This is a genomic window from Halomonas fontilapidosi, from assembly GCF_014192285.1.
In the GTDB taxonomy this organism is placed as follows: domain Bacteria; phylum Pseudomonadota; class Gammaproteobacteria; order Pseudomonadales; family Halomonadaceae; genus Halomonas; species Halomonas fontilapidosi.
Genome location: NZ_JACHXQ010000002.1, coordinates 174,046 through 191,927, shown reverse-complemented (window position 1 = coordinate 191,927; position 17,882 = coordinate 174,046). Strand labels below are relative to the sequence as shown.

The window sequence follows — 17,882 nt, the reverse complement described above, 5'->3', positions numbered from 1 at the left end:
GGAGCCACCATGAAGCCCTTCTCCATCCTGCTGATCCGCCTGCTCGGGCTTTATCTCTTCCTGAAGACACTGTTCGCGGTGGTACCGGCGCTGGCGCTGTTGGGACCCAATGCCGCGGAGCCCGAGGTCGGCAAATTATTGCTGGTCTATCTGGCAACGGTGGGCGTGCCCATGCTTGGCGGCGTGCTGCTGTGGTGTTTCGCCGGCCGCCTGGCGGAGAGGCTGCATGGCGATACCGAGACGGGCGCGCGTATTGCGGACGACGACCTGGTGCGGGCCGGCACGTTCCTGATCGGCGTATACCTGGTGGTGCGTCACGTCGGCATGCTGGTGGCGGCCTACACGGGTGCGGGTGCCGTCGCCTACGACGCCCTGTTCGTGGTGGTGGCGGGCCTTGGCATGATGCTGGGCAGTGGCGCCATCGCCGCGCTCTACCGCCGGATCAGGTACTGGGGGCTGGATCGGTAGGCTGCCCTTGCCCTCAGAACCGCCGTTCGCCGTCACTCCCACTCATCCCTTGTCGAGCGCAGCAACATCTGGTCCATGCCACGGGTGCTACGCTGCCAAGGGCGAGGAGGGGAGGGGGAGCATGAGCGAGAATTCCAGGCGCCGTTGGCGGTGGGTCGTGGTCTCGGGCGCAGTGGCGTCGGGGCTTGTACTGGCGGTGTGGCTGGTGCTGTGGCGGCTGACACCGCCCCCTGTGTCGGGACAACTGGTCGAGTACCACAGTGATGCGCCGGTGGCCGGCGCCACCGTGACCCTGAGTCGCCACGGCTGGGGTCTGAGCGGCCCGGATCGCCAGCTGGTCTGGGACAAGCGCTATTCGGCAACCGCGACAACCGATGCCGACGGGCGCTTTAAGGTACCCATGCCCGGGCCAGCATGGCTGCTTGGCAGGGGCTCTGGCCAATTGCGGGTCGAGTCTGAAGGCTTCCAGAGCCTCGATGCGGGTTACGTGGCCCCCAGCGCACGGCTTACCCTGCAGACGGTGGCCAACCGCGACGAGCGCCTGCCCGGCGGTATTGCCTATTTGGGCTGGGACCTGGCAGGCGATCCCTTCGGCTGGTCCTTCATCGATCACGCCCCGACACGCGATCTGGCAAGGGTCGATCTCTATCCCGTGGCCATGCAGCGCGAGCCCTTCCGTGCCACCCTTGGCGTTGCCGAGGGTGGCGGGCTGTTCTTCCTGCCGGCCGAGGCGCAGGGGATTGCCCATCCTTCCTATGACTACCTGCTGCGCTATGTGGATGCCTCCCCCGAGCCGCCTGTCGCAGACCGGCTGACGCTGGACGCTACCCCCGGCACGCTCTTCCTAAGTACCTCGCAGGATCGCTACGCCAAGCTCGCCTGGGAACCCGGCGCGGTGACTGCGATGTCGGGTTCCGTGCCGGGGCTGGATGCCATCAGCGAGCGGCTGCTTTCGCTGCGCTTCGTCTACCGTCTCGGCCCCGGCAAGACGCTGCCTTATCAGCCGCCGCTGTTTCCGGTGGCGCCGGTGCGCGCCGCGCTGCTGGCGAGCCTGCCCGAGGAGGGTGCCCCCCTTATGGGCCCGCGTGCCTACCGGCTGACGGTAACCGACGTTGAGGGCAGGGTACTCGAGCGGCAGAACCTCGAGCTTGAGCCGGGCACGCCGCTGGACCTGCCGAGCTGCGCCGTGGATGCGCCGTTGACGTGGCGCTTCGCGTCGCTGCGCCTGGTGTACGACGAGGAGGACCTGCCGCGCCTGCAGCTGACCGTGGATGGCGAACGGTTCGTGTACCATTCGGCGCCGAGGCTGGTCAGCCGGCGCGATGACACCGTCGTCGAGGTGATGGCCTTCGATACTGACTACCGGCGCCACGACCTGGAGGTTCGCCTTCGCGAGTTGCCCGCTGGGGCGAGTCCCGACGGCTGTCTGCCCGCGAAGTGAGCCGGCCAATCTGCTCCGGTGGCGCGGGGTAACGGTGGCTGCCTGCTGGTCCGCGGCTCAGCCGCCGGCGCCGATGGTCAGCCGCAGGGCCTGCAGGCTGTCGAGTTCCAGGCGGGTCTGTTCGGAGAATACCGGATGACCGATGACGCGAATGTCGAGGCTCGCCTCGGCACCGCCGTAGGTCACCTCGGCAGTGACGCGGCTGTCGCTGGTCAGCGGTGCCATGGGGGCGAAGTCGACACGCCTGACTTCCACAGCAGTAAGGCCGAGGTCGTCCAGCCGCTGGTCGAGGGCCCGATTGATCTCCACGCCGTAGTAGAAGTAGAGCCCGCCGTAGGCCAGGCCGGCCAGTACGGCAAGATAAAAGATGAAGCGGACCATGGCCGTCTCCTGGGTGGTGAGGCTAGCGGGGCCGCCAGCCCCCTTGGCGAATCACCGGGCAGCCGGCCACGTCATGATTATAGAGGTAAAGCCAGGCGGGGCCGAAGGCGGTAGCACGGATCACCCGCTCGAAGTCGCCGTGCTTGGGCGTCCGCACCCGGTAGTCCTCGAGCCGATCCAGCCCGGCCAGCAGCCGGGCGCTGACCTCGAAGACCTCCACCTCGATGCCCTTCGATGCCTGGGGCTTGGCCGCGGGATAGGGCCCGAGATCGTAGAGCGTGGCCGAGGTGAGGATATCCGCTCCCACGAAGTCGGCGCCTTCCAGCCAGTGGTGGTTGCGCAGCCCGCGCTTGAGGGTGCCGTACACGGCGACCAGGGGCGTGCGATGGATGGCGAGGGGAGGCGTGTGCATGGGGGGCCGGCTCCAGAACGCTGTCGGGTCTACCAAGGATACCGTCGGCGCCGGGCCGGGTGCCATGCCCACCTTCAGGCTCAGCGGCCCTCCATGGAGGCCGTGGGCGAGATGCCCTGATCCTCGGCGGCGGCTTGCTGCGCCTGCAGGGCAGGCTGGAAGCCCTCGCGGGCCTGCAGGCGAGCCCAGTAGTCGCGCACATGCGGCTTGAAGCGTTCGTCCAGCCCCAGGTAGCTGGCCAGCAGCAGCGCATAGCCAACCGAGACGTCGGCGGCGGTGAAGCGCTCGGCGCAAAGCCAGTGCCGTGTTTCCAGCCGTGGCTCCAGGGTCCGCAGTCGCGAGAGGAACCAGCGACTGTAGTCCTCCACGACCTGGGGTTGGCGGCGCGCCTCGGGTTCGAACTGGCTATAGCGCAGCACCAGGGTTTGCGGAAAGGTCAGGGTTGCCTCGCCGAAGTGCAGGAAGTTGAGATAGTCGCCATAGGCGGGCTCGTCGCTGGCCACGTCCAGGCCGGCCTCGGGGTGACGCTCGGCCAGGTATTGGCAGATGGCCGCCGATTCGGTCATGCATACCTCGCCATCGATAAAGGCGGGTACCGTACCCAGCGGATTGATGGCCAGGAAGGCGTCATCGTGGACGCGTGGTGGAAAGTCATGAAGGGTCAACTCATAGGGAAGCCCCAGTTCCTCGAGCATCCAGAGGGGACGGAAGGAGCGGGCGCTGACGCAGTGATGGAGCTGAATCATGGGGTCTCCTGAGCGGATATTGATCTACGTCGGGGCAGGCCATGGGCAAAGGCTACTATGCTGCCTGCAGCCTGGGTAGGCGCGTATTGGATCGGGGGCATCCCCAGCGCCCTCGTCGTGAAAGGAGAGCTCATGGATATCGCCGTCCTCACCATCAAGATTGCTCTGCCGGGCTGTCGTTCGCTGAAGGAGAAGCGCCAGCGCATGGGCGGGCTGCACGAGCGCTTCGGGCGCCATCCGTCGATCGCGGTCTGCGAGAGCGGCGACCGGGATCGCCACGAGGCCAGCGAATGGAGTTTCGTGGTGGCCGCTGCCTCCTCACGCGAGGTGGCGTCGCTGTGCAGCGATATCGAGGACAAGCTGCAGCGCACCGTCGACGGCCGCGTGATGGAGGCCACGCGCGAATACCTGTGAGCACGAACGTCGTGCCCCCTAAGGGGCATTGCCAGACGCCGGAGGTGCTGCGATAGCCTGAGGTCGGAACGTGTCCCGCGTGCAAACGTGACTCGTCAAATATCTACCGCCAGATCGGGAGATCATCGTATGTCGCCACAACCCTGCCTCGGTATCCTGCTGCCCGATGACGGACCCGATGATTACGAGTGGTATAGCCTCAGTGACGAGGCGCCCGGGCTGCCGCCGATCCGCATGGGCAAGGTGCCGAGCGACGGCCACCACGCGCTGGCAGCGCTACTGAGGCTGGGCGAGGTGGAGCGGCTGGCGCCGGTCGGCCAGGCGCTGGTGGAGCAGGACGGCGCCGAGGCCGTGGTATGGGCCTGCACCAGTGCCAGCTTCATCGGCGGGCTCGAGTGGGCCCGGGCACAGAGTGCAGCCCTGGCAGCGCGGCTGGGTGTGCCGGTCACCAGCACCGCGCTGGCCTTCCAGGAGGCGCTGGCTGCGCTCGGTCATGATCGGGTGGACCTGCTCAGCCCCTATCCGGACGAGGTGACCCTGCGGCTGGCGAGCTTTCTGCGTGAAGGTGGTGTCTGCGTGGTCAACGACAAGGCACTTGACTGCCCCTATGCCGCTGATTCCCATCGGGCCGATATCGGCACCGAAGTGCGTCGCTTCTGCGCCCGTTATCCCGACTCCTCGCGTCCGCTGCTGATACCCGACACCGCGGTCAACTCGCTGTTCCTGCGCGAGGCCCTGAGCCGCGAGGTCGGCCGGGAACTGCTTACCGCCAATCAGGTGACCCTGTGGGCAGGGCTACGTCGGCTGAGCGGCACCCGATTGCCGCAAAGCCTGCTCGGCCCGCTGGCCACGATCCCCTGAGGCCCGCTGGCACGCAGTGGCGCGCGTCATTCGCGCGCCGCCGCCACGTTACCGATTATACGGCATGGCATCGCGCAGCCTTTGTCGCTGTTCGTCGGTGAGCAGGTCCTGAAGTTGGTTACGCAGACGCAGCTGCTCGGCCATCATCTCGCCATGCACGTCGGCCATGCGAGCATGCAGCGCTTTCACCTCGTCGGGATCGGGGCGCTCCTGTTGCATCAGCGAGAACATCTCCTCGCGCAACTCCATGATTCGATTCATGCGCTCGAACTGGGCGGGACGGTGCTCCTGCATCAGCTCCCGTGCCGCATTGCGCTGCTCTTCGTCGAATAGCTGCTGCAGGCCCATGTAGCCATAGCCTTGCCCAAACCCGGGTCTCATCATGCCGGGCCCCATGTGGCCATAGCCCTGCCCGAACCCGGGTCCCATCATGCCGGGCCCCATGTGGCCATAGCCTTGCCCGAACCCGGGTCCCATCATGCCGGGCCCCATGTGGCCATAGCCTTGCCCGAACCCGGGCCCCATCATGCCGGGACCCATCTGGCCATACCCCTGGCCCATCATGCCCTGGGCGAGGGCGGTGCCGCTGGCAGCGGCCCCCAGCATCAGGGCCAGCGCGATGGCCTGCGACCGCGTGCGAAGATTCATGACGTCACTCCTTGGGTACCAACGTTGTCGGCGCAGCGTCTTGCCTGCGCCAGGTAGCGCCGTGTTCTCGGCATTAACTCCTCTTCAGCGTAGTTCGTAAGGCGCGCTGCCCCTTGACGCGCGTCAATTGTCCTGACGACAAGCGATACGGCCCGTTACTCGCTGCCTCGCTCATGCATTGCACCCATCCGGCGGGATGGCCATCCTGAGGGGCAGGGCCCGGCTGGAGCCCGATGGCCCGTTCCTCCCGTGCTTACCAACGAGGTATCGACATGCTGCTCGAAGGGTCCTGCCACTGCGGCGCGGTGCATTTTCGCGTCGACTCTCCCCATCCCTATCCCTACCAGCGCTGCTACTGCTCGATCTGTCGCAAGACTGCCGGTGGTGGCGGCTACGCCATCAACCTGGGCGCCCTCGCCGAGACCCTCGAAGTGGAAGGTGCCGAGCACACGCGGATCTACCATGCGGTGATCGACGGCGAAGAGAGCCCGGGCGAGCGTCACTTCTGCGGCCGCTGCGCCAGCGCGCTATGGGTCTTCGACCCCAGCTGGCCCGAACTGGTACATCCCTTTGCTTCGGCGATCGATAGCAAGCTGCCGGTCCCGCCGGAACGAGTCCATCTGCTGCTCGACAGCAAGGCTTCCTGGGTAGAGGTCGAAGCCCACGACAACGACAAGTGCTTTGCCGGTTACCCCGAGGAGAGCCTCGCCGAGTGGCATCAGCGCCTGGGCCTCGAGTGCTAGCAAAAGGCATCGGCGTCATCGCCGATGGTGTTGGCGTGGCAATGATCAGCGCTCGTCTTGCCGGGTCCTCAAAGCTGGCGCTCGTCGCGGGTGGAGCGTAGCAGCACCCAGTCCAGGGCCCGACTGCCGAGCAGGCGCTTGAGGGTACCGAACAGGTGGGTGGGCAGGGTTACGTAGTAGCGCGCCCTGGGGCGCGGGCTCTCCAGCGCGTGCACCAGCTTGTTGACCACCGCCTGGGCGCCGAGCGTGAAGCGCCCGCCGTCATCCTCGCCGGCCAGCCGCGCCTCCACGGCCCGGTAGGTCTCGGCATGGGCGCTGTGGGCGGTGTCGATATGCGCCTTGAACGCGCGATAGGCGTTCTCGCGGAAACGGCTGGAGATCGGCCCCGGCTCGATCAGACTGACCTGGATGCCGCTGCCGCTGAGTTCCAGGCGCAGGGTATCGGTCAGCCCCTCCAGGGCGAACTTGGAGCAGACATAGGCACCGCGGTAGGGCAGGGCAGCCAGGCCCAGCACCGAGCTGTTCTGCACGATGCGCCCGTGGCCCTGGCGGCGCATCGTCGGCAGCACTCGGCAGGTGAGCTCGTGAGTGCCGAGCAGGTTGGTCTCCAGCTGGGCGCGCAGCACCTCGCGGCTGAGATCCTCCACGGCCCCGGGCTGGCCATAGGCGGCATTGTTGAACAGCGCATCGAGCCGGCCGCCGGTCGCCTCCAGCACCGACGCGACGCAGGCCTCGATCGAGGCGCTGTCGTCCAGCTCGAGGGCCACGGCTTCTAGGCCCGCATCCCGTAGCCTGGCCAGGTCTGAGTCGCGCCGGGCGGTGGCGAATACCCGCCAGCCGCGATGGGCCAGGGCCTGGGCGGCGGCGAGGCCGATACCGCTGGAGCAGCCGCTCACCAGCACACTGCGGCGGGCGGCGTCGGGAGAGGAGGGCATCGGTGGGGCTCCTGACAGGGGTGGCGGACGAGTTCGACGTCTCGTTCGCACTCTGTCGCCTGCGGGCAGGCCATGCAAGCCGGTCGTGTTGCCCTTACAATGCGTGCTTGTGCCGAGGTCGATTTGCCATGCCCGATACCTCTTACCATGCCGAGCGCTTCGCGCGACTGACCGAACTGCTGGCCGAGTGGCAGCCGCTGTGGCAGCCCATGCCGTTCCAGCATCGCCGGCTCCCATGGCGGTCGACCTACCCCGGCCTCGCCGACACGCTGCTCTCTCTTGACGACGACGCCTGCACGCGTCTTCAGGCCGACCCCTTTTGCGCCTCTCCTCTGGCCGAGCACCTGCCGGTGGCGGAACTCGCCGCGCTTGTCGAGCTACCCGAGCTGCCGGCCGAGGGCCCTGGCCCGCCAGCACCGTGGGCCGAACACATGGGGGGGCGTAAATGGCAGCAGGTGGCGGCCTTCGTCCCCCGCATGGCGGCGCTGCCGAACGTCCGGCTGGTGGAATGGTGTGCGGGCAAGGGCCATCTGTCCCGAACCCTGGCCCGCCACCTCGAGCGCGATGTTACCGGCCTGGAGTGGCAGACCGCGCTCTGCCGCGATGGCGAGGCGCTGGCCGAGCGACAGGGGGCCCGGGTGCAGCTGGCGCAGCAGGACGTGCTGGCCCCCGATGCCGCCCGCTGGCTGACGGCAGACACCCAGGTGGCGGCCCTGCATGCCTGCGGCGACCTGCACGAACGGCTGATCGAGCTGGCCGCCGAGCGGGGCAGCGCCGTGAGCCTGGCGCCCTGCTGCTATCACCGCACCGCCAACGCGCACTATCGGCCCCTCTCGCAGCAGGGGCGCGAGCTGGTCGCCGAGCACGGCCTGTCGCTCTCCCGCGAGGACCTGGCCATGGCGGTGCAGGAGACCGTGACCGCACCGCGCCATGTGCGCCGGCATCGCGAGCGGGCCAATGCCTGGCGGCTGGGCTTCGATGCCCTGCAGCGTCAGGTTCGTGGCCGGGATGCCTATCTGCCGGTGCCAAGCCTCGCCTATGGTCGCATGCCCGACAGCTTCGCCGGGTTCTGCCGCTGGGCGGCCGAACGCAAGGGGTTGACGCTGCCGACTGACGTCGACTGGCACGCCTTCGAGCAGCAAGGCCAGCAACGCCTGGCCGAGGTGACGCGCCTCGAGCTGGTGCGCCACCTCTTCCGTCGCCCGCTTGAGGTGTGGCTGGTGCTGGACCGCCAGCGACGCCTCGAGGAGGCGGGGTTTCGGGTCGAGCTCGGCACCTTCTGCGACCGCGAGCTGACGCCGCGCAATCTGCTGCTGCGGACAAGCCGCCATCCCTCTCCGGATTGGGAGACGCATTGAACCATGCCTTGGAAACGTATTGCGCTGATTGGCCTGATCGGCTGGGGGATCTTTCATTTCGTGATAGCGCCGCCCGCCGAGCAGGTAGCGACGGCCATCGCTGAGCATCATCCGCTTGCCGCGGGTGAGCCGCTGCTCTCCATCACGGAGCCGCCTCGCCAGGGCGATATCGATGCTGCATCGCGTCGCTTGCCCGTCGAGGGTCATGACGTCCAGGTGGTGCCCCGTGCCACCTTCGAGCTCAAGGCCAGAGTGTTGTCGGTACAGGATTATCGGCTGGGCCGGGACGCGCGTCTCTCGCCGCTCGACCTGGCGCTGGGCTGGGGGCCAATGGCCGAGGATCGGGTGATTGAGGCGCTGGAGATCTCGCAGCGAAATCGCTGGTACTACTGGCGCACCGACTCACGGCCCCCTATCCCGGCTCGGGCGATCGCATTGAACAGCAGCAACATCCATATGCTGGCCGGCAATGCCACGACGCTGGCGTCGCTCAAGCGCCTCGAGGCCGGGGATAGGGTGACACTGCGAGGCCATCTGGTGGATATCGAAGGCGAGAACTGGGCATGGCGGACCAGCACCACGCGCACCGATACCGGACAGGGGGCTTGTGAGATCATGCTGGTGCACTCTCTGATGGCGTATTGACGCAGACGCGTCGTCCCGCGACGCTCGCAGCGACATGTTGTCTCTCGCGCTGCGGCCTCGCGGGGTCAGAGACGTAGCTTCTACACTACAGGGGGATTCTCTTGTAGAGAGAACCCTTCCCTGGAGGTGTGAGATGAGCGAATCCAAGACCTATCACGGCGCCTGTTTCTGCGGTGCTGTCCAGCTGAGGGTGACCGGCGAGCCGGAGGCCATGGGCTTCTGCCACTGCGAGGACTGTCGCCACTGGTCAGCGGGGCCGGTGAACGCCTTCACGCTGTGGAAGCCGGAGGCGGTGGAGGTGGTCCAGGGGGCCGACACGCTGGGGAGCTACCAGCGGACGCCGGCCAGCCTGCGCCAGTGGTGTCGCAGCTGCGGCGGCCATGTGCTGACAGAGCATCCCGGTATGGGGCTGGTCGACGTCTATGCGGCGATCCTCCCCGGCCTGACCTTCGAGCCGGCCCTGCATGTCCACTATCAGGAGACGGTGCTGCGGATTGCCGATGGCCTGCCCAAGATGCGCGACGTGCCCGCCGAGCTGGGCGGCACGGGGGAGACCCTCGACGAGTGACGTGACCGGAGGGTGCTACGGCCCCTCCCGCTCCTCGAGCCAGGCCCGGAAGTAGTCCTCGATGCGCCCCAGCGTGCGTGCGTACCAGGCTTCGTCCTTGGCCAGGGCGCGTTCGGCGTTCAGCGGATGGGTGGGAATATGCAGACGCATGTCTATGCCGCTATCGGGATGGGTGGTGACGCGCGCCGCTGCCGAGCGACGGGCCGGGCCGTAGGGAATGTGCCGCGACAGGTCGGCGAGGCGCTCGGTGGTGGTGGCGAAGCGCAGGAAGTCGCGGGCCGTCTCGGGGTTGGGGGCGCCGCGGGGGATGGCCCAGGTCTCGTGTTCCTGGACCTGGCCGTCCCAGAGGATGTCGATGGGCGCCCCGCGATTGACCATGGCATCGAAGAAGCGGCCGTTGTAGCCCGACGCCATGACCACCTCGCCCTCGGTCAGCAGCCGCACCGGCGTGTCTCCGGCTTCCCACCACTGGATCTCCTGCAACTCGTCGAGGCGCGCTAACGCCAGATCCAGTCCGCGCCGGGTGCTCAGCAGGTCGTAGAGCTCCTCGTGGGGGACGCGATAGGAGAGCAGTGCCCACTCCAGATTGACCGCCGGGGTGCGCTGCAGCGCCCGGGGCCCAGGGAATTGCTGCTGATCGAAGAGATCCGCGATGCTCTCGGGCCGCGTGCCGGGGAAGGCGTCCTGGCGGTAGGCGACCACGGTGGCGAAAATGCTGTGGGTGATCGCGCAGCGGCCGAAGGAGTTCGGCAGGAAGTCCTGCTCCGCCGGGGTGCCGTCCGGGGCCGGTGCCAGCAGTTCGGGGGAGAGCGGCTCGAGCAGCCCTTCCGCGCAGGCGGCCATGGCCTCGCTGCGCGTCATGTCGATCAGGTCCCAGGGCACCTCGCCTTCGGCCACGGCACGGCGCAGGCCCTCGAGCCCCCCGTCGTAGCGTGCCACCTCGATACGCATGCCGGTGGCGGCGGTATAGGGCGCGAACAGGGCCGCCTGTTGAGCGCGCTCATAGGCCCCGCCCCAGCTCAGCACGCTGAGGGTATCGTCCTCCGCCTGGACGGGCATGGCGATGAATAACGCCAGCCACAGTAGCGCCAACCCCGGTGCGCTTGCCGGCCAACGGCGGCTCCGGTCATCCCGTGCCATGTTCTTCCCGTCTCAGTTCGTCGCTGTGCGCCAGGTAGGCGCGGGTAATGCTTGACTCGAAGACCACCCCCCGGAAGGCATCATCGGCGTGGGGATCGATCACCGGCAGGGCCTCGCCGGTGACGTCCTGCAGTTCGGCCATGGCGTCCCATAGCGAGGTGTCCGGCCTTAGCACCGGTCGTGCCAGGGGGGCTACCTCGTCGACGCGAACCGGCCCCGCTGCCGCCTCCCGCGCGGCTTCCAGGTCGGCGAGGCTCACGCATCCGCGATAGCGCCCCTGGCCGTCGACCAGATAGCCCTCGCCATGGCGTGCCTGACACAGCGCGGTTACGGCCTCGGCCACCGTGCTCTGCGGGTCCAGGGTCACGCACGCCTTGGTCAGGTATTCGGTCACCGGGGTGGCGCGCAGAACGGCGCGCCCGCGCCCGGCGGAGAGGTCCAGGCCGCGCCCCTCGAGTTGGATATCGAACAGCGAGCGGCCAAATAGCTGGGCCGCGATGGGGCTCGCCAGGGTCACGCTGGCCAGGGCCGCCGTGGTCAGCGCATAGCTGCCGGTCAGTTCGAAGACGATCAGCAGGCTGGTCAGCGGCGCGCCGATCACCGGCGAGGTCACCGCGACCATGCCGCAAACGGCGTAGAAGACGAAGGTCTCCTGAGGCGCGCCGCTGAGCTGGCCGACCAGGCTGCCGCACAGGGCCCCGAACAGCATGCCGATGACCAGCGCCGGGCTGAATACGCCGCCGCTGAAGCCCATTCCCAGACAGAGACCGGTGGCGGCGATCTTGAGCACCAGCACCAGCAGCAGCTCGGTACTGCCGAAGGCCCCGGCGATGGTGGCGAAACGCAGGGTCTCCTGGCCCATGCCGAGGATGTCGGGGACCCAGAGGGCGGTGAGCCCCAGCAGGGCGCCGGCCAGGGCCGGGCGCAGCGCGGGCGCGAGGGGCAGCGAGCCGGCGATTCGCGTCATCCCCAGAATGGTGTGCATGTAGGCCCCGGCGACCAGGGCGCCCAGGCCGCCGATGGCGAGGAAGGCCATGAACTCCCAGGGGCGAGGCACGGCGGTCTCGGCAACGTGAAAGAGGGCGCCCTGGTCGAGCACATTGGTAGCGATCACGTAGCCGACCAGCGCCGCCGCGGCCACCGGGGCGAAGGCGCGCAGCGCATAGTGGCGAAGTACCACTTCGTGGGCGAAGACGATGCCCGCGAGTGGGGCATTGAAGGCGGTGGCGATGGCCGCGGCGACCCCGCAGGCGATGGTGATGTTGTCGTCGGAGCGCCCCAGCCGCAGCACCCTCGCCCCCAGCGAGCCAAGGCTGGCACCCAGCTGCACCAGGGGACCGTACTGCCCCACCGAGGCGCCGGCGCCCAGCGAGACCAGGGCGCTCAATGCCGAGAGCCCGCCGGCCCGGGCCGGCAGCCGGCCGTGGCGCGTCTGAACCGCAGCGATGACGTCGGCCGGCGTATGGGGGCGCTGTTCGGGGATCGCGCGGTGCAGCAGGCCCACCACCAGGCCGCCCAGCGCCGGCACGGCAACTGTCGCGGCCAGCAGCAGGCCGGGATGGTCGAACATCATGCGGCTGCGCGGTGAGATCAGCAGCAGATCGTTGAGGGCCAAGACCGCACTGACGAAGGCCACGGCGAGAAGGGCGGCGACGCCACCCACGATGGCCCCCAGCAGCACCAGCCCCAGGAAGCGGATGACGGCCATCGGACCACGGCGGGAAACGGGGCGTAGCGGAAGGGTGTCCATGCACAAGGTTTAGGCGGCCACTCGCGGCAGGGCAAGTGCTGCCGCGAATTGCCGGGGCGCCGCGCCCGGCGCCAGGGGGCAGGCGCGACGGTCAGGCGGCCTGGGCGTCGGCCTCGCCGAAGTGGCGGTTCAGCCAGGCATTGATGTCGTCGGACTCGTAGAGCCACTCGGTGGTGCCGTCGTCGTGGTCGATCCGCAAGCAGGGCACCTTGACGCGTCCGCCGCCCTCGGCGAGCTCGCGGCGGTGATCGGGGTCGAGCCGGGCGTCGCGCAGTTCGATATCAAGTCCCAGGCGGGCGATCTCCTTGCGGACCTTGATGCAGAACGGGCAGGTGCGGAACTGGTAGAGCGAGAGGTTGCGGCATGCCGCGTCGACGCGGGCCTGCTCATCGGGGCTGCGCGCGATGGCCTTGGGGGTGGAGAGCTTTTCGGAAGCCAGCATGACCGGCCCCAGCACGGCGCGCAGGCCACGGAAGAAGGTGCGAATCAGGATTCTCATCGGCAGTCATCAACCTCGTGGACGATGGATGGTCAGGGGCGACCATGATGCCTGCCCGAGCGCCCCGGGGCTATCCCGTCAGCGGGGGAAGGTCACGCGTAGCGGATTCTCCTCGACCTCCCAGGTACCCGCGTCACGGGTCTCGCCATCGCCGCCGTGTACCACATAGCTGCGCTGGCCGTGATGGCGCAGGGAACCGGCAAGCCGCGCCAGGGCGCCGGCATCGTCGCCGCTGAGCAGGCCGACCCGCTGTTCCGGGATCATCCAGAAGCGGGCCTGTCCCGCTGTCTCCAGCGGCTTCGGCGGCGCGGGCAGGTCGTTGGCCTGGCGCCATTCGCGCAGCGCGGTGGTGGTTCCGATCACCAGCAGCGGCGAAGGCGCATCCTTCGGCCGGTCGGCGAACGCGTCGAGCGCATCAGGCTGGCGCCCCAGCACCTGGCGGGCCAGGGGACGATGGGCCTCGTCCAGGGCCAGCACCCGGGTGGTCGGGTCCAGCATCAGCTGGCGCAGGATGGCCGGCATTGCGCCGGGATGGCGCAAGAGGTCGGCGCCTGGATCCACCTCCATGGCCAGGGGGTACGAACTCAACGTTATATCGAAGGCCTGTCGTTGGCCCTCCATGGGTTGTATGACGCGGACCGGACCGGTCTGGGTTTCCGCCACCAGGGGCACCTCAAGCGGCCAGGGCGCATGGGGGCCGCGCTGGACCAGCTCGCCGCGGAGCCGGTAGCCGCTGCCCTTGGCGTCCAGCCGCACTGATTCCAGCTGCAGCGAGGGGCGCCCGGGCCGTGTCAGCCAGGGGGCGAAAAAGGCGTCCTGCGGCTCGCCTGCGGCCTCGCCGAAGGCGTCGATCAAGGCCGACCAGTCGGCGGTGCGGTGCATCCACTGCTCGGCCAGGCGCCGTAGGCCGCGATCGAAGGCCTTGTCGCCGATGCGCTGGCGCAGCATGTGGAAGAGCAGGGCGCCGTGCTGGTAGCCGATCAGACGGCCAGCCGGGTCGGGGTCACCGCGAAAGGCCACCAGGGCGGATTCCTGGGCGGCTGGCAGGGCGGCCAGGTCCGTCAGCCAGCGGCGGCGCAGGGACTCGGCCTCGCCGCTCTGTTCAGCCAGGGCGTGATCGGCCAGGTAGGTAGTGAGGGCCTCGGACCAGTTGCCGCTGGCGTAGTCGACGTTCACCCCGGCGCCCCACCAGGCATGCATCAGCTCATGGGCCAGCGAGGTCCGGGGGATAAAGGGCAGCGGGATGACGCGTTCGCCGAGCAGGGTGAAGCCGGGGAAGGCAATGCCTACCGGTGCCGGCGAGGCGGCGATGGAAAAGCTCGAATAGGGCAGCGGTCCCAGGCGCGACTGGAAGAGGGCCAGGTGCTCGGCGCTGTGTTGCAGATAGGTCTCGGCAAAGGCGGCATCCAGGCCCGGCGGGAAGAGGGTGCGCAGCCGCACGCCCTCGGTCTCGCGCTCGCGCAGCTGCCAGGGGCCGGTGGCGATCTCCACCTCGCGGGTGTGGGGGTGGTGGAAACGTGCCAGGTAATCGCCTTCTACCTCTCGCTCTTCCAGCAGCGAGCCGCTGCCCAGGGCCCGCTGTCCTGCCGGCACTCGCACCGTCAACCGCAGCGGGACGGCCGCGTCGGCCAGGTGCGGGTACCAGCCGGCGCGCGTCGGCAGCAGGCTACCCTCGACGCTTACGCGATGCCGATCACCCTCGCCGGCCTCGGGCAGGGTGCCCTGCCAGCGAAGCGTTACCGAGGCCTCGTCGTCCGTGCCGGTGTCGCCCGGCGGCAGCTGCCAGCGTCCCTTGGCATCCTGTGTGACCCGGATGGTCTCATCGCCGCGCTGGGCAGCGATCACCGTCAGGCCCTCCATCAGGCGGAAGTGTCCGCCCTCCGGCAGGGGCTGGCGCAGTTCACCCTGCAGGGCGCGCGTGGCCGGATCGAACTGGATGCTCAGGGTGCGGGCCGCCGTGTGGGCTGCCGGTTCGCCCCAGGCCAGCCCCACGTTTACCAGCCAGAGCAGGCCACAGAGCCCGCTCGCCAGCCGTTGAGCCGAGCGATTCACGCGCCCGGGCTCGGGAAGCGTGCCAGCACTTCCCTGAGCTCACCGTCGCGGCGAATGTCCAGTGGCAGCAGGGTGCCCGGGGCCTGGCGTCGGATCACCGTGGTGAGGTCGGCAGGCGCCGCCATGGGCTGGCCGGCGGCGGTGACGATGACATCGCCCTCGGCGAGGCCGGCTTTCTCGGCCACGCTGTCCGGCGCAATGCCTTGAACGAGCACGCCGTCCTCATGCTCGCCGATCAGCACGCCCAGGCGCGGCGGGTCCGGCAGCTGAAAGGCAGATTCGTCGCCCAGCACGTAGAACGCATCGGCCTCGGCCCGCGGGGATTGGCAGTCGGCACCCGGTGCCCAGGGAAGCAGGCTGCGGTGGTTCTCGAGGCCCAGGTCGTCAAGCTGATAGGGCACGCCGTCACCGTTGGCCAGATGGCCCCCACCCATCAGCCCCGCCACCAGGGTGCCGTCCGTCGCGGCCTCGGCCAGGGCCGTGGCCATGGCGCGATCCCAGGCCAGCTGGGCGGCGATGAAGCGCTCGACATCCGCCGGGTCGCCATCGCGGTTGGCATGCTGGGCATAGACCGCCTCCAGCGAGGCGCGGTAGGCGGGCAGCACCGGGGCCGGCGGCGTGATGCCGAAACGCTCCTGCTCCGGCACCGCGGCCCAGCCGTCGTTGGCCAGCCGGCCGCGCAGCTCGGGGGTGACGTTGAGCGCCAGCAGCGGGATGCGCTGCATGCGGGCGAAGTGCAGGATCGGCAGGTAGAGCTCGGGGTCGAAGCCCCAGGCTTGATGCCAGTCGCTCTGCTCGAGGAAGGCCGCCTCGTCGAGCTCGCCGGCCACCCAAGCGTCCAGTGCCGGCTGGGCCTCGCGTGGCAGCATCTCCAGGCCGATCACCATCGATGGGCGATGGGCATGCAGGGCCGCCAGGGTGTGAAGCTGCCAGCGATGGTGATCGAGACGATCATGCTGCTCGCCGAGCAGCACCACGCGCGTATCGGCGAGCTGCGTCGCCAGGTCGGCGGTGGTCAGTGTTTCATTGCCGTTGACCTGCCACTGGCCGGGGGCGGGGCAGTCATCGGCCAGGGCCGGCAGCGGGGCCAGCCAGGCCAGGGCGGCCCAGGCGCACAGTGAACGAACGGAGAGGGAGCGGATTCGCGACATTGGCGACTCTCGATAGAAGGGCGTTGGCTCACGTTACCCCGAGCCCGCCTGGACGAAAAGCGCTCAGGCCATGACGGCGTCGCAGCCTCTGGGCGATACTGACGCCGGCATCGTTCATAGTGGACGACCCTCGACCAGCGGGAGAAACACGATGAAAGCACGCCGGAGAAGCGCCAACCCAACGGCGGTGACACTGCTTGTCGCGCTACTGCTCACGGGCTGCGGCGGGGAGGCACCGGTCAGCGAGGTACCGCTGCCGGTACTGGCGAACAATCCCGCCGCCCACGATGAGCGCCAGGTGGCGACCCACGGCGTGGTGCGCCACTTCGAGGATCCGCTGCATTACTGGATCGAGGATGAGGACCTCAACCGGGTCGAGGTCTTCCCCCACGAGCGGATCGCTCCCTATCTGGGCGAGGCCGTGCGCGTCGAAGGCCTGTTCCGTTTCTCGAGAAGCGAGGGGCGGCGGCTGACGCTGGAGCGTATCGAGCGGCTGGGGAGCGGGTGAAACGGGGTCTTGCATGGCCTGTTGCCGTGACGCGGGCCCCATGGAACACTGTTCGCAAAACTCCCTTCCCGATGACGTCCTAGAGTCCCTGCGCACCATGAACGCTTTTACGATTGCTCCCCTGGCCAGGCGCTGCCGTCCTCTGGCGCTGTCTCTCGCATTGCTGCTCCCGTCGGTGGCAGCCATGGCCGAGCCGCAATGGCCTCGCGGCCATTACCCGCTGCCCGAGACCGGCAATATGGTCGGTGAGGTCTATACCGTCGAGACCCGAGAGGGTCAGACGCTGCTCGACATTGCCCGTGAGCACAACGTCGGCTACGAGGAGATCCGCAACGCCAACCCCGAGGTCAGTCTCTGGGCGCCTGCGCCGGACACCGAGGTGGTGATTCCAGCGCGTTACATCCTGCCGCCGGTACAGCGCGAGGGTGTCGTGATCAACCTGTCGGAGCTGCGCCTCTACTATTATCCGGATACGCCCGAGGGCGATACGCCGCGTGTCGAGACCTATCCCATCGGCATCGGTCGGGAGGGCTTCGATACCCCGCTGGGCGTGACCAGGACCACCATGAAGCTCAAGGCCCCGGCCTGGTATCCGCCCGAGTCGGTCCGTCAGGAGGCCAGGGAGAACGGCGAGCCGCCGCCCGAGGTGGTGCCGCCCGGTCCTGACAATCCGCTGGGCCAGCATGCCATCATGCTCGATATTCCGGGCTATCTGATCCATGGCACCAACCGCCCGGATGGTATCGGAATGCGCGCCAGCCGCGGCTGTATTCGCATGATGCCGGAGACCATCGAAGCGCTGTTCTCGCGTATCGAGGTCGGTGAGCGTGTCAACCTCATCGACATGCCGGTGAAGGTGGGGCTGGAGGGCGAGCGCCTCTACGTGCAGTCCTTCAAGCCCCTCTCGGATCAGCAGAATGGCATGGGGGACCTGCTGGAAGCGCTCAGCCAGCTGCAGGCCAACGAGGCCGCAGCCGATATGGCCGTGGACTACGCGCGGCTGCGCCAATCGCTGGAGGCCAGCAGCTGGCAGCCGGTCGCACTGGCGCCGCTGCCGGAAGCGGTCACCGCGCCCGAGCCGCTGCGCTGGTTCGACGAGATCCTGGCCATGCGACCCTGGCACGGTCAGCTGGAGACTCGCCGGGAGGGGTAACGACGGTCG

The 17,882-nt window shown here is 68.5% G+C and carries 20 protein-coding genes; 10 read left to right on the top strand and 10 right to left on the bottom strand.

Going from position 1 to position 17,882, the window contains the following annotated elements; translation table 11 throughout:
- Nucleotides 1-9 precede the first annotated feature (9 nt).
- Both FHR95_RS04505 and FHR95_RS04500 read left to right on the top strand, forming a co-directional pair.
- Complete coding sequence (locus FHR95_RS04505; protein ID WP_183313529.1) at nucleotides 10-468, top strand: hypothetical protein; 459 nt, start codon at nucleotides 10-12, stop codon at nucleotides 466-468.
- 121 nt (nucleotides 469-589) lie between these two features.
- A complete protein-coding gene (locus FHR95_RS04500) occupies nucleotides 590-1,909 on the top strand; it encodes a carboxypeptidase-like regulatory domain-containing protein (protein ID WP_183313528.1) in 1,320 nt (439 codons plus the stop codon).
- Nucleotides 1,910-1,966: 57 nt separating this feature from the next.
- On the opposite strand, the gene FHR95_RS04495 is transcribed toward FHR95_RS04500, so the two are convergent.
- The 3 genes from FHR95_RS04495 to FHR95_RS04485 all read right to left on the bottom strand — a co-directional run bounded on the left by FHR95_RS04495 (nucleotide 1,967) and on the right by FHR95_RS04485 (nucleotide 3,448).
- A complete protein-coding gene (locus FHR95_RS04495) occupies nucleotides 1,967-2,290 on the bottom strand; it encodes a hypothetical protein (protein WP_040187353.1) in 324 nt (107 codons plus the stop codon).
- Nucleotides 2,291-2,312: 22 nt separating this feature from the next.
- Nucleotides 2,313-2,702: a gamma-glutamylcyclotransferase family protein gene (locus FHR95_RS04490; protein WP_183313527.1), complete on the bottom strand. Its 390-nt coding sequence runs from the start codon at nucleotides 2,700-2,702 to the stop codon at nucleotides 2,313-2,315.
- Nucleotides 2,703-2,782: 80 nt separating this feature from the next.
- Nucleotides 2,783-3,448, bottom strand: a complete 666-nt coding sequence (locus FHR95_RS04485; protein ID WP_183313526.1) for a glutathione S-transferase family protein — start codon at nucleotides 3,446-3,448, stop codon at nucleotides 2,783-2,785.
- Nucleotides 3,449-3,580: 132 nt separating this feature from the next.
- Between FHR95_RS04485 and FHR95_RS04480 the strand changes: the two genes are divergently transcribed.
- Both FHR95_RS04480 and FHR95_RS04475 read left to right on the top strand, forming a co-directional pair.
- Nucleotides 3,581-3,862 (top strand): DUF503 domain-containing protein, encoded by a 282-nt coding sequence (locus FHR95_RS04480; RefSeq protein ID WP_040187351.1) that lies wholly within the window; start codon nucleotides 3,581-3,583, stop codon nucleotides 3,860-3,862.
- A gap of 129 nt (nucleotides 3,863-3,991) precedes the next feature.
- On the top strand, nucleotides 3,992-4,723 hold the full coding sequence (locus tag FHR95_RS04475) for an aspartate racemase/maleate isomerase family protein (protein WP_183313525.1): 732 nt from the start codon (nucleotides 3,992-3,994) through the stop codon (nucleotides 4,721-4,723).
- A 48-nt stretch (nucleotides 4,724-4,771) separates the two neighbouring features.
- Here FHR95_RS04475 and FHR95_RS04470 read toward each other — a convergent pair whose 3' ends face one another.
- Complete coding sequence (locus tag FHR95_RS04470; RefSeq protein ID WP_183313524.1) at nucleotides 4,772-5,371, bottom strand: Spy/CpxP family protein refolding chaperone; 600 nt, start codon at nucleotides 5,369-5,371, stop codon at nucleotides 4,772-4,774.
- Nucleotides 5,372-5,643: 272 nt separating this feature from the next.
- Between FHR95_RS04470 and FHR95_RS04465 the strand changes: the two genes are divergently transcribed.
- Nucleotides 5,644-6,114: a GFA family protein gene (locus FHR95_RS04465; protein WP_183313523.1), complete on the top strand. Its 471-nt coding sequence runs from the start codon at nucleotides 5,644-5,646 to the stop codon at nucleotides 6,112-6,114.
- Between the two features lie 68 nt (nucleotides 6,115-6,182).
- Here the strand turns inward: FHR95_RS04465 and FHR95_RS04460 are convergent, their stop codons facing one another.
- Nucleotides 6,183-7,049 carry an SDR family oxidoreductase gene (locus FHR95_RS04460; RefSeq protein ID WP_183313522.1) on the bottom strand — a complete coding sequence of 289 codons (867 nt, stop codon included), beginning with the start codon at nucleotides 7,047-7,049 and terminating at the stop codon, nucleotides 6,183-6,185.
- A 128-nt stretch (nucleotides 7,050-7,177) separates the two neighbouring features.
- Here FHR95_RS04460 and FHR95_RS04455 point away from each other — a divergent pair, with 128 nt between their 5' ends.
- The 3 genes from FHR95_RS04455 (at nucleotide 7,178) to FHR95_RS04445 (ending at nucleotide 9,620) form a co-directional block, all read left to right on the top strand.
- On the top strand, nucleotides 7,178-8,407 hold the full coding sequence (locus FHR95_RS04455) for a methyltransferase (RefSeq protein WP_183313521.1): 1,230 nt from the start codon (nucleotides 7,178-7,180) through the stop codon (nucleotides 8,405-8,407).
- Nucleotides 8,408-8,410: 3 nt separating this feature from the next.
- Nucleotides 8,411-9,052, top strand: coding sequence for a hypothetical protein (locus FHR95_RS04450; RefSeq protein ID WP_183313520.1), 642 nt, complete (start codon nucleotides 8,411-8,413; stop codon nucleotides 9,050-9,052).
- A 133-nt stretch (nucleotides 9,053-9,185) separates the two neighbouring features.
- On the top strand, nucleotides 9,186-9,620 hold the full coding sequence (locus tag FHR95_RS04445; RefSeq protein WP_183313519.1) for a GFA family protein: 435 nt from the start codon (nucleotides 9,186-9,188) through the stop codon (nucleotides 9,618-9,620).
- A gap of 15 nt (nucleotides 9,621-9,635) precedes the next feature.
- Here the strand turns inward: FHR95_RS04445 and FHR95_RS04440 are convergent, their stop codons facing one another.
- The 5 genes from FHR95_RS04440 to FHR95_RS04420 all read right to left on the bottom strand — a co-directional run bounded on the left by FHR95_RS04440 (nucleotide 9,636) and on the right by FHR95_RS04420 (nucleotide 16,212).
- The gene (locus FHR95_RS04440; protein WP_246378375.1) at nucleotides 9,636-10,760 is read right to left on the bottom strand and encodes an extracellular solute-binding protein; all 1,125 of its coding nucleotides are present in this window, start codon (nucleotides 10,758-10,760) and stop codon (nucleotides 9,636-9,638) included.
- A complete protein-coding gene (locus tag FHR95_RS04435) occupies nucleotides 10,747-12,468 on the bottom strand; it encodes a chloride channel protein (protein ID WP_221199211.1) in 1,722 nt (573 codons plus the stop codon). The genes FHR95_RS04440 and FHR95_RS04435 overlap by 14 nt, the downstream gene beginning before the upstream one ends.
- Nucleotides 12,469-12,601: 133 nt before the next feature.
- The gene (locus tag FHR95_RS04430; RefSeq protein ID WP_040187321.1) at nucleotides 12,602-13,009 is read right to left on the bottom strand and encodes a glutaredoxin family protein; all 408 of its coding nucleotides are present in this window, start codon (nucleotides 13,007-13,009) and stop codon (nucleotides 12,602-12,604) included.
- A gap of 78 nt (nucleotides 13,010-13,087) precedes the next feature.
- A complete protein-coding gene (locus tag FHR95_RS17255) occupies nucleotides 13,088-15,061 on the bottom strand; it encodes a M1 family aminopeptidase (protein ID WP_183313517.1) in 1,974 nt (657 codons plus the stop codon).
- A complete protein-coding gene (locus tag FHR95_RS04420) occupies nucleotides 15,058-16,212 on the bottom strand; it encodes a ChaN family lipoprotein (RefSeq protein WP_082042730.1) in 1,155 nt (384 codons plus the stop codon). Before FHR95_RS04420 ends, FHR95_RS17255 begins: the two co-directional genes overlap by 4 nt.
- A gap of 151 nt (nucleotides 16,213-16,363) precedes the next feature.
- On the opposite strand from FHR95_RS04420, the gene FHR95_RS04415 reads away from it, so the two are divergent.
- Both FHR95_RS04415 and FHR95_RS04410 read left to right on the top strand, forming a co-directional pair.
- Nucleotides 16,364-16,720, top strand: coding sequence for a hypothetical protein (locus FHR95_RS04415; protein WP_183313516.1), 357 nt, complete (start codon nucleotides 16,364-16,366; stop codon nucleotides 16,718-16,720).
- 184 nt (nucleotides 16,721-16,904) lie between these two features.
- Nucleotides 16,905-17,873, top strand: a complete 969-nt coding sequence (locus tag FHR95_RS04410; RefSeq protein ID WP_343065176.1) for a L,D-transpeptidase family protein — start codon at nucleotides 16,905-16,907, stop codon at nucleotides 17,871-17,873.
- The last annotated feature ends 9 nt before the right edge of the window (nucleotides 17,874-17,882 follow it).